General features: G+C 36.7%; 6 protein-coding genes, 2 rRNA genes and 2 pseudogenes. All 10 read left to right on the top strand.

Features of this window, described 5'->3' with window-relative positions; all coding sequences use genetic code 11:
- A 23S ribosomal RNA gene (locus tag A9G47_RS06225) occupies positions 1–543 on the top strand; the annotation flags it as partial.
- Positions 544–713: 170 nt separating this feature from the next.
- Positions 714–829 (top strand): 5S ribosomal RNA (rrf, locus tag A9G47_RS06220).
- 131 nt (positions 830–960) lie between these two features.
- Positions 961–1,524: a pseudouridine synthase gene (locus tag A9G47_RS06215; protein ID WP_065566156.1), complete on the top strand. Its 564-nt coding sequence runs from the start codon at positions 961–963 to the stop codon at positions 1,522–1,524.
- A gap of 136 nt (positions 1,525–1,660) precedes the next feature.
- A pseudogene (ftsY, locus tag A9G47_RS06210) lies at positions 1,661–2,584 on the top strand (signal recognition particle-docking protein FtsY); the annotation flags it as partial.
- 9 nt (positions 2,585–2,593) lie between these two features.
- The gene (gene ftsE, locus A9G47_RS06205) at positions 2,594–3,253 is read left to right on the top strand and encodes a cell division ATP-binding protein FtsE (protein WP_065566155.1); all 660 of its coding nucleotides are present in this window, start codon (positions 2,594–2,596) and stop codon (positions 3,251–3,253) included.
- Positions 3,250–4,209 carry a permease-like cell division protein FtsX gene (gene ftsX, locus A9G47_RS06200; RefSeq protein ID WP_065579446.1) on the top strand — a complete coding sequence of 320 codons (960 nt, stop codon included), beginning with the start codon at positions 3,250–3,252 and terminating at the stop codon, positions 4,207–4,209. Before ftsE ends, ftsX begins: the two co-directional genes overlap by 4 nt.
- 201 nt (positions 4,210–4,410) lie before the next feature.
- Positions 4,411–5,271 (top strand): RNA polymerase sigma factor RpoH, encoded by an 861-nt coding sequence (rpoH, locus tag A9G47_RS06195; protein WP_065566153.1) that lies wholly within the window; start codon positions 4,411–4,413, stop codon positions 5,269–5,271.
- A gap of 852 nt (positions 5,272–6,123) precedes the next feature.
- Positions 6,124–7,504, top strand: a pseudogene (locus tag A9G47_RS06190) (IS1182 family transposase).
- Between the two features lie 174 nt (positions 7,505–7,678).
- The gene (locus A9G47_RS06185; RefSeq protein ID WP_065588090.1) at positions 7,679–9,376 is read left to right on the top strand and encodes a ShlB/FhaC/HecB family hemolysin secretion/activation protein; all 1,698 of its coding nucleotides are present in this window, start codon (positions 7,679–7,681) and stop codon (positions 9,374–9,376) included.
- Between the two features lie 80 nt (positions 9,377–9,456).
- Positions 9,457–9,904 (top strand): two-partner secretion domain-containing protein (locus tag A9G47_RS06180; RefSeq protein WP_176700665.1); only part of this gene is annotated, 448 nt, incomplete at its 3' end.

The following is a 9,904-nucleotide window of genomic DNA, read 5'->3' as shown; positions in this document are numbered from 1 at the left end:
GACGGCTCGAGCAGGTACGAAAGTAGGTCATAGTGATCCGGTGGTTCTGAATGGAAGGGCCATCGCTCAACGGATAAAAGGTACTCCGGGGATAACAGGCTGATACCGCCCAAGAGTTCATATCGACGGCGGTGTTTGGCACCTCGATGTCGGCTCATCACATCCTGGGGCTGAAGTAGGTCCCAAGGGTACGGCTGTTCGCCGTTTAAAGTGGTACGCGAGCTGGGTTTAGAACGTCGTGAGACAGTTCGGTCCCTATCTGCCATGGGCGTAGGAAAATTGAGAGGGTTTGCTTCTAGTACGAGAGGACCGAAGTGAACGCACCGCTGGTGTTCGGGTTGTGATGCCAATTGCATTGCCCGGTAGCTACGTGCGGAATAGATAAGTGCTGAAAGCATCTAAGTACGAAACTAGCCTTGAGATGAGTTTTCCCTGAAGAGATTCAGTAAGGTCCGTTTGAGACTAAGACGTAGATAGGTCAGGTGTGTAAGTGTAGTGATACATTGAGCTAACTGATACTAATGAACCGAGAGTCTTAACCTTACAACTCGGAGTTGTTTTGGAGTTACGCGATAGGATGATTGAAGTTGATGATTGTATAGAGATTGACTTTAAATTGTTTAATAAATGAGAGAGCAGTTTGTTCCGGATTGAGAGATTGTTGTGGATATGAGATAATACACAGTAATTGAGAGAAGAGAAGACAGGATATGTCTGGCGGTAATAGCGCGGTGGTCCCACCTGACCCCATGCCGAACTCAGAAGTGAAACGCCGTAGTGCCGATGGTAGTGTGGGTATTACCCATGTGAGAGTAGGGTGCCGCCAGACTTTTAAATTTAGTGAAGCCCAGCAGTGATGCTGGGCTTTTTTACGTTTGGTATTTTATTTAATGGAGCGCTTATTTGTATAATAATATCTAGCGCGGATAGTCCGAAGAATAACGTATTGAAGATGATAAAATGAGTTCACTAATAGCCTTTAATAAACCGTTTAATGTTGTGACACAATTTTCGGTGCATGAAAAATATCAAACATTAAAAGACTATATTACATTACCTAATTTTTATCCCGCTGGACGCTTAGATACTGATAGTGAAGGGCTATTATTGCTAACAAATAATGGTAAATTGCAGGCAAAAATCAGCTCACCAAAGTTTAAATTACCCAAAACATATTGGGTACAGGTGGAAGGCGTTATTAATCAAAAAGCTATAGATAGGTTAAGAAAAGGAATTCAATTAAAAGAACTTTATACCGCACCGGCTATAGTAACTTTTCTTGATGAACCATTGCAATTATGGCAAAGAGTTCCTCCTATTAGAGAGCGCAAAACAATACCAACTTCATGGGTAAGCATTACAATCACAGAAGGAAAAAATCGACAGGTTAGACGTATGTGTGCTGCTGTTGGTTTTCCTTGTTTAAGATTGGTTAGAGTTCAAATAGGCGCATACAATCTGTTTGCTCATCAGTTGCCATTAAATGAATGGCGATATATCACAACTCAAGATCTTTATTTATAACCAATATTGGCTATGATCAACGAATTCCATCTTTTATAATGTTCTAAAAATATCGAATTAATTGGGCTTTATTCTAAAATAAGATAAAATGATCTTTAAGTGATCATGGGATGAATTATTTATGGTTGAACAAAAAAAAGAAGGGTTTTTCTCTCGTTTAAAAAAAGGTCTTTTTAAGACTAAACAGAATATTGGAGCTGGTTTTCTAAGTTTATTCAAAGGAAAAAAAATTGATGATGCTTTATTTGAAGAGCTAGAAGAGCAACTTATTATTGCTGATGTTGGTTTTGATACTACACAAAAACTAATAAGCTCGTTAACTCAACAGGCTTCAAGAAAAGAATTAAAAGATGCTGATGCTCTTCAAGAACTTTTAAAACAAGAAATGAAGTCTATTTTAGATGGGGTAGATAAACCTTTAGAGGTGAGTAACCATAATCCATTTGTTATCTTAATGGTTGGTGTTAATGGTGTAGGCAAAACCACGACAATTGGCAAATTAGCTCGTCAATTTCAACAGCAAGGTAAATCAGTTATGCTTGCTGCTGGTGATACTTTTCGTGCAGCAGCCGTTGAACAGCTGCAAGTTTGGGGTGAAAGGAATCATATTCCTGTTATTGCGCAGCATATTAATGCTGATTCAGCTTCCGTTATTTTTGATGCAATACAAGCAGCAAAGGCAAAAAAAATAGATGTGTTAATTGCCGATACAGCAGGGCGTTTGCAAAATAAATCTCATTTAATGGATGAATTGAAAAAAATAGTCAGAGTGATAAAAAAACAAGATGAAACAGCTCCTCATGAGATCATGTTAACTATTGATGCCGGTACCGGCCAAAATGCTATTAGCCAAACTAAACTATTTAATGAAGCAGTAGGTGTGACAGGTTTGACATTAACTAAATTAGATGGTACGGCAAAAGGTGGTATTATTTTCAGTATTGCAGATCAATTTAATATTCCTATACGTTATATCGGCGTTGGTGAAAAAATTGAAGATTTGAGACCTTTTGTTGCCGATGATTTTATCAATGCCCTATTTGATGAAAAAGATGAATAGAGAAAATTCATGATCCAATTTCAGCGTGTAAGTAAGATTTATTCTGGTGGTAAGCCAGCACTGCAGAATATAAGTTTTACTTTATCATCCGGAGAAATGGCATTTTTAACAGGACATTCTGGAGCGGGTAAAAGTACGTTAATGCGGTTAACTTGTGGTTTAGAAAAAGCTAATGATGGTAAAGTGTTATTAAATGGCATTGATGTTTCAAATTTAAAAAAACACGATATACCATTTTTACGTCGTACTATTGGCATGGTGTTTCAAGATCATCAGTTATTAATGGACCATACCGTTTATGATAATGTTGCTATTCCATTGATCATTTTAGGTAAACCCGCGGAAGAAATTCGTAGCCGAGTTTCAGCTTCGTTGGATAAGGTCGGATTGATAGATAAAATGAAATTTTACCCAATACAATTATCGGGAGGAGAACAGCAGCGAGTGGGAATTGCGCGAGCAATTGTTAACCATCCAAGCGTCTTGCTTGCCGATGAACCGACAGGTAATTTAGACGATAAACTATCAAAAGATATTTTAAAACTTTTTGAAGAATTCAATCAAGCAGGTGTAACCGTCTTAATGGCAACACACAATATAGGACTTATTCGTCGCAAGCATCATAGAATATTGCATTTAACTGAAGGGCGTTTAGAGGTTAAAAATTGACGCGTAATTCTGCTAAATCGAAAGAAAATCAAAATAGCTTTTTGTCTCGTTGGAAAAGGCAAATTGGTTATGCTTGGCGCAATACATTTAATGATTTTACACAACATATTTTTGCATCATTACTGACTATTTTTGTTATTGCAATTTCTATTATGTTACCCACTATTAGCTATTTACTTTGGAAGAATGCTAATCAAGCTGCACATAAATGGTACCCAACACCGAATCTCACCGTTTATATTAATAAAGAATTAACTTCAGAGCAGACAGCTGAATTATTGAGCAAACTTAAATATTTTATCGAGGTTGATAGAGTTGATTACCTTTCTCGAGAAGAAACAAAAGAAGAGTTTAAGGCATGGTCTGGTTTTAGCAGTGCATTAGATCTATTAGATGAAAACCCATTACCGGCAGTGGCGATTGTTATACCTAAAGAAGAAGCAAAAAATACAGAGGTAGTGCATCGGTTACAAGCTGAATTACTCAATATTGAGGGGATAGATGATATAAAGTTAGATGATAGTTGGTTTACTAAATTAACTGCGTTAACAAATATGGTGAAATCTATTGTTTGGGTTATTTCAATCTTTATGATTATTGCTGTATCACTTGTAATAGGTAATAGTATTCGTTTGAATATTTTTGCTAGAAAACAAACCATAATTGTTATGCAATTAATTGGCGCAACAGAAGGTTTTATTCTGCGCCCTTTTTTATATAGTGGAATTTTTATTAGTTTTATTAGCGCTATTATTGCGTTGGCATTATCAGAAATATTTATTTTTCAAATAGAAGCAATCATATTGAATGTTTCTGATGCTTTTGGAACAATAATTCATATTGAAGGTTTATTATGGGATGAAAGCCTATTAATTTTACTTATTACTATAATTATTGGATGGTTTTCATCATTTGTTGCAACAAAAAAATATTTAAAAATGACAAAAATTACCTAGCTATTTCTACGTAACTAACTAAAATATATATTAGTATTGATGAGTAGCTAACTTAGGGATATTTTTATTGATTTTACATAAAAAGGATGAACTAATTTATAGTCTGAAGGTCAAAGTAATAAATAGACAGTAGTTTTACGTTTTTTGATTGTTACATCTAATTTATGTAACAAGAATTAGTTAAGATAAAGGGGGAGTTAAATGAATACTGATATAAAAATCCAAGTAGGTGCTTTAATTCCACAAGGTAACATTGAATCATATGTTCGTATGGTTAACACTTATCCAATGCTAACTGCAGAAGAAGAAAAATCATTGGGTGAAAAACTTTATTATCATGACGATGTCGATGCCGCAAGACAACTTATTTTGTCTCATTTACGTTTTGTCGCTCATATTGCTCGTGGTTATTCAGGGTATGGTTTACCACAGGCGGATTTGATCCAAGAAGGTAATATCGGTTTAATGAAGGCTGTGCGTCGTTTTAATCCAGAAATTGGGGTGCGTTTAGTTTCATTTGCAATCCATTGGATAAAAGCTGAAATTCATGAATATGTACTTAAAAATTGGCGTATTGTTAAAGTTGCAACAACCAAAGCACAAAGAAAGTTATTTTTTAACCTAAGAAAGACCAAACAACGTTTAGGTTGGTTTAATAATGCCGAAGTTGATATGGTGGCCAATGAGTTGGGTGTAAGCCGTAAGGACGTGCTTGAAATGGAGTCTCGTATGTCGGCTCAAGATATGTCATTTGATGTAGATAGTGATGATGATGATAATTCAATTGTTGCACCTTCTCTCTACTTAGAAGATAGTAACTCTGATTTTTCTAAGTCAATTGAAAATGATAATTGGGAAAATGACGCGACAGATAAGTTACATGATGCATTATCACAATTAGATGAACGTAGCCAAGATATCATTAAAGCACGATGGCTAGATTCTGATGATAGTAAATCAACATTGCAAGTGCTAGCCGATAAATATCGTGTTTCAGCTGAGCGTATTCGTCAACTTGAAAAAAATGCAATGAAGAAATTACGGGTTGCTATAGAAGCATAATTTTGTTTATTAATGTTAACTTCCTAAACCTTACTTATAAAAAGTAAGGTTTTTTTACAACTGATGTTTTCGATATTAATTTTATTAAACAGCGTGCATCTCGTCCAGAAGTGTTCTGTGTAACTATCCCCTAAAGATAGTAAAGCAAAAAAGTAGAAAATTCTCTATAATAAAAATAAAAGAGGGTTTAAATATGAAAAAAGTGACTGAACGATACAAATTGTATTTATTTTAAAAAAATAATCAGGCATTGCTGTTAAGGGGGGGAATGGGACATGAATAAATCAACTTTTTATCAATGGAAAAATACGGCGATATGGAGACATCCGACATTAAATGTTTAAAAGATCTAGAAGTAAAAAATCGCAAGAATGAACAGATAGTTGTTTAACTTAGTTTAAAATATCAGCTTTAGAAATAAACCCTAAAAAAGTATTAGTGCTTACTCGAGTGCATAAAATTTGGGCTCGGTAACTAAAATGAATCATGATGTTACTCTTGTTATGATTTACTCCCCTCTTCATTGAAATTATCGAATATTTTTAGCCCAAAGCTTGTAACCTCTAGCGTTAATCAAAATGGAATTTATTATATTTAGTGCTGTAATGAGTCATATATTTTCAAAAAGGTATCAAGGAATTAAAATCCAAATAGAGAAAATTTTTATTAATAAATTATTGTGATTATAATAAAAACCAGAATAGACAAACTCCATAAGCAATAAAAATACCTTTAAAAATAACATAAAAAGATATTATTTAATAATATCTTTCAGATTGATGACAAAGAGCTCGCTTTTTGGCGAGTTCTTTGATCTAATAGAGAGGAGTCCATTATAAGAAGAATTCTTCTATGCTAAAAAAAACAACTCCAGCGACACCAGAAAAAATAGAGCAAATCTCGCTAGATGCGCTTGTCCCTCAAAATCATCTTGTTCGTAAAATAGTTAAAGTCATTGATTTTGAATTTATTCGAGAAGCGGTAGCACCACTTTATTGCCTTAATAACGGTCGTCCGGCAGAAGATCCGGTCAGACTGTTTAAAATCATGCTATTGGGGTATCTTTTCGGTATCCCCAGTGAACGTCGTCTAGTTCAGGAAATTCAGGTCAATTTAGCTTATCGCTGGTTTCTGGGAATGGGATTAACCGAAAAAGTGATTGACGCCGTCGGTTTAATGACAGTGAAATCTATCTACAGATTTTTGATAATATTGTTGAGCAGGCCATTGCCAAAGGGTTGATAAGTGGTCGGGTTTTATATACGGACAGTACTCACCTAAAAGCAAATGCCAATAAAGGCAAAGCACGTAATGAGCAGCGTATTGTTGAGCCCAGTCAATATATTGATGCGCTTAATCAAGCCGTCAACGCAGAAAGAGAATTAAACGGAAAAAAGCCTTAAAGCCATCGACGGTAGAGAAATACAAGGATGTTAAAGTCAGTACAACAGATCCGGACAGTGGCTTTATGCATCGGGAAGGCAAGCCTAAAGGATTCTTCTACTTAGATCACCGAACGGTTGATGGCAAACATAATTTAATTACCGATACCTATGTCACAGCCGGAAATATCCATGATCCCCAGCCTTATATGGCTCGATTAAAACGCCAGCTAGAGCGGTTTGGCTTTAATCCGGTTGGTGTCGGTCTTGATGCGGGTTATTTTACGGCTCCCATTTGCCATTTACTGCTGGCAGAGCAGATATATCCGGTGTTGGGTTATCGTCGCCCCACCCATGGTGCGAATCCCATCAGAAAAAAGCAGTTTATCTATAACCGTCAAAACGATACTTATACTTGCCCAAACGGGCAAACATTAATATATAAAACTACCAGCAGGGAAGGTTATCGTCATTATCATTCTGATGCAACAACCTGCAAAATCTGTCCGTTATTGTCACAGTGTACACAGAGTAAAAATACACAGAAAGTCATCACACGGCATATCTGGGAAGCAGATAAAGAAAAAGCCAACGAGATTCATTTAAGTCAGTGGGGTAAAAAAGTCTATGCTCGGCGAAAAGAAACGATAGAGCGCAGCTTTGCTGATGCTAAACAACATCACGGACATCGTTATGCTCGATTTAGAGGAAGAGCGCAGGTTCAAATGCAGTGTTTATTGGCCGCAACGGCTCAAAATATCAAGAAAATAGCGATAAAGCTATTTTTGTTACGTTTTTTTAGGCTATTTTTTAATTTATTTAATAAAATCCAAATTAAAAATCCTATTTAGGTTTAAATAAAAAAATAAACCCCGAATTATATCGAGGTTTGTCATCAATCTGAAAGATATTATTTAATAATATCTTTTTATGTTTTATATGGACATTGAGTCTAATAAAGTTTAATATCCTGACTGAATTTTGTCTGGCATTTGAGTAAAATTAACACGATAATAAGTTTTCCGATGAAAGTTTCTATAAAATATCTAGTAAGTTTAGCCTTTGTGATCTTACCCTTTACCCCTGTATTGGCCGAAGTTCAGCCAACACAGGCACTGGGTGATCAGCAGTTGATCCACCAGCAAGAGCGACAAAAAGCACTACAAGATTTGCTTAGTCCTACCTTCCCCGATATTCGTTTATTACCCCCGAACGCTACCACTAAAGGGATAGATTTTCCGACTGAAGCTCATTGTTTTAACATTGATCATGTCGAGTTAATGGAACGAGACAAATTACCTTGGTTTATTCCATTAAAGAGGCTGGCGCAACAAGCAGAGCATCGCTGCTTGGGAGGGCAAGGAATTAACTTATTGATGAGTAAACTACAAGACCGCTTAGTTAGCTATGGATTGATTACTACGCGCGTTGTTGCACCTGAGCAAGATTTAACAGCAGGGACTTTAAAATTATTGCTTGTTGAAGGTAAAGTAAGGCGAATTTATTACAGTGATGATAGCGATAAATATGCACAGCTTTATAGCGCTATGCCTGTAAGAGAAAACAAAACACTTAATTTACGCGATATTGAACAAGGGCTTGAGAATTTACAACGCTTACCGACGGTCAGCGCACAAATGCAATTAGTGCCAGGCGACAAACCGGGTGAAAGTGATATCGTAATTAGTCGCAAGCAAACAAAGATGTGGCGAATTGGGTTATCGGTTGATGATTCAGGCACCAAAGCAACAGGACGCGACCAAGGCGGAGCGACCCTCTATTTGGACAATTTATTATCGTTAAGCGACGCATTTTATTTATCTGGTGGGCATGATTTAAACGGTAAAGGTAAATATGGTTCACGTAACTATTTATTATCTTATTCGGTGCCATTTGGTTATTGGTTATTAAACGCTTCGCTATCGGGTAATAAATATCATCAGACGGTAGCAGGACAAAATGAAGATTATAAATACAGTGGTCGTAGTCGCAATGCCAATATACAGCTTAGCCGGCTTATTCATCGGAATGAATCACAAAAAACCACATTAAGTTACGGCATAAGCTTACGCCAATCGCATAACTATATTAATGATACCGAAATAGAAATCCAGCAAAGGAAGACCACAAACTGGCAACTGGGCTTACAACATCGACATTATATAAAAGATATAACCTTAGATGCAGGCGTCACGTACCAAAAAGGGGTACGTTGGTTTAATGCGCGAAAGGCACCAGAAGAGCATAATCCAGAAGATAATGGCAGTGCACTATCTGACATTTTCTTAGTCAATTTATCGACACATATTCCTTTTAGTTTAGGTCAGCAACAATTTCGTTATCGTTTTGATTATCAAGGGCAATATACGCGAGGTGAACGTTTGACCTCGCCGGACCAGTTTTCAATTGGCGGTCGATGGAGTGTTCGCGGTTTTGATGGTGAACTGACGTTAAAAGCTGATCGAGGTTGGTATATCCGCAACGAATTAGTTTGGCAAGCGCCGTTTAACTATGAGCCATATTTAGGGCTTGATACCGGCGAAGTGTCAGGGGCGAAAAGTGAATATTTGTTAGGTAGACATTTAACCGGAGGTGTTATTGGGGTGAGAGGCAATCATTATGGATTTTACTATGATGTATTTGCAGGAGCACCGATTCGTAAACCGGCAAGGTTTAAAACCAATCCGTTAGTATTAGGTTTCGGTATCAACTGGAATTACTAGGTAAATAGAAGCTCAATAGTATTAGAACTACAGAGGCAATATCGCAATAAAATCAAGAAATCAAGGATAAGGAATTAGCAATGAATAAGAAGTTATATCGAGTTATTTTTAACAAAAAGCGTAACATGCAGATGGTGGTTGCTGATATTGCTAAGACACCGATAGGCGGTGAAAAAAGCAACTCAACTTCAAGCCTAACCGCATTAAAATCACTTTTTGCCAATTTAAGTCCGATAACCTTTCTTATTTCTGTATCATTGGGCTTTGTCAGTATCAGTTCGCCAGTTTATGGCAGTAGTATTGTGCCGGACCGTCAAGCGAGTAAACATCATCAACCGCAGGTGACCTCAACGGCGAACGGCACCACACAGGTCAACATACAAACGCCGAATAATAAAGGCGTTTCACATAACAAATACCAACAGTTTGATGTCTCAAAGCAAGGTGTAATTTTAAATAACAGCAGTAAAACCAGCAAAACCCAAATTGGGGGTTATATCCAAGGTAATGAACTGTTAAATGCCAGTG

Source organism: Gilliamella sp. WF3-4 (assembly GCF_001690275.1).
GTDB lineage: Bacteria > Pseudomonadota > Gammaproteobacteria > Enterobacterales > Orbaceae > Gilliamella > Gilliamella apicola_C.
Note: the sequence above shows the minus strand (reverse complement) of the source record. Positions and strands in the feature narration are given on the sequence as shown.